Annotated in this window: 2 protein-coding genes; both read left to right on the top strand. The window is 72.0% G+C overall.

Features of this window, described 5'->3' with window-relative positions:
- Positions 1–537: penicillin-insensitive murein endopeptidase (locus AB0O29_RS36325; RefSeq protein WP_365160820.1), on the top strand; the 537-nt coding region annotated here is incomplete at its 5' end.
- A 44-nt stretch (positions 538–581) separates the two neighbouring features.
- Positions 582–1,084, top strand: a 503-nt coding sequence (locus AB0O29_RS36330) for a peptidoglycan-binding protein (protein WP_365160823.1), incomplete at its 3' end; no start/stop codon positions are given.

The raw sequence follows: 1,084 nt of genomic DNA on the forward strand, positions 1-1,084 counted from the left end.
GGCCTCACCGCGGACGGCGTCGTCGGCCCGGACACCTGGACCAACCTCCTCTGGCACTACGAGTACGCCGACTACAACTCCGCCACCCTGTGCAACCAGGACCCCGACGGCAACACCTCCGCCGACTGGGGCACGGCGGCGGCCATCGGCCAGCTGGAGGCCGGCGCCCGCTCCTTCGCGGCCCTGGGCCGGGGCCGGGTCCCGGTCGGTGACATCGCCTTCGAGCACGGCGGCACCATCTACGGCCACGCCACCCACCAGGCCGGACTCGACGCCGACATCTGGCCCGTGCGCACCGACTCCGCCCAGTGCACCGGCTCCCGGATCACCTGGGAGTCCGGAAGCTACGACCGTGCCGCGACCCGCGAACTGGTCAAGGCCCTGCGCGCGGCCGCGCCCGGCCACGTCAAGCTCGTCTACTTCAACGACCCGCAGCTGATCGCCGAGGGGCTGACGGTCTCGTACCCCAACCACGACAACCACCTGCACATCCGCTACTGCGAAGCGGTCCACCCGGACGCCACGTACCAGTGCTGACGACCCAGACCCCGACCGAGACCCAGACCCCGAAGGAACCCACCGTGAGAACGGCAAAGCGAATCCCCGTCCTGGCGGCCACGCTGCTCACCACCCTGGTGGCCGCGCTGATGGCCGGCCTGCTCTCCGCGAGCCCCGCCCTGGCCGCCGACTGGCCGCTGGTCAAGAACGGCAGCACCGGCGCCCAGGTGACCACCGTCCAGCACCTGCTGACCGCGCGCGGCTACGCCACCGGCGCCGACGGCGCCTTCGGCGACGGCACCCAGTCCAAGGTCAGCGCCTTCCAGAGTGCCAACGGCCTCTCCCCGGACGGCATCGTCGGCGCCGACACCTGGTCCAAGCTGATCGTCACCGTCCGCAAGGGCGACAACGGCTCCGCCGTCAAGGCCGTCCAGACGCAGCTCAACCGCTACGGAGCGGGTCTCGCCGTCGACGGCGCCTTCGGCGACGGCACGGACGGCAAGGTGCGCGGCTTCCAGTCCTCCCACAGCCTCGACGCGGACGGCATCGTCGGCCCCGACACCTGGCGCGCCCTGGTCACCGGCTC

Source organism: Streptomyces sp. NPDC089915, assembly GCF_040684675.1.
In the GTDB taxonomy this organism is placed as follows: Bacteria; Actinomycetota; Actinomycetes; order Streptomycetales; family Streptomycetaceae; genus Streptomyces.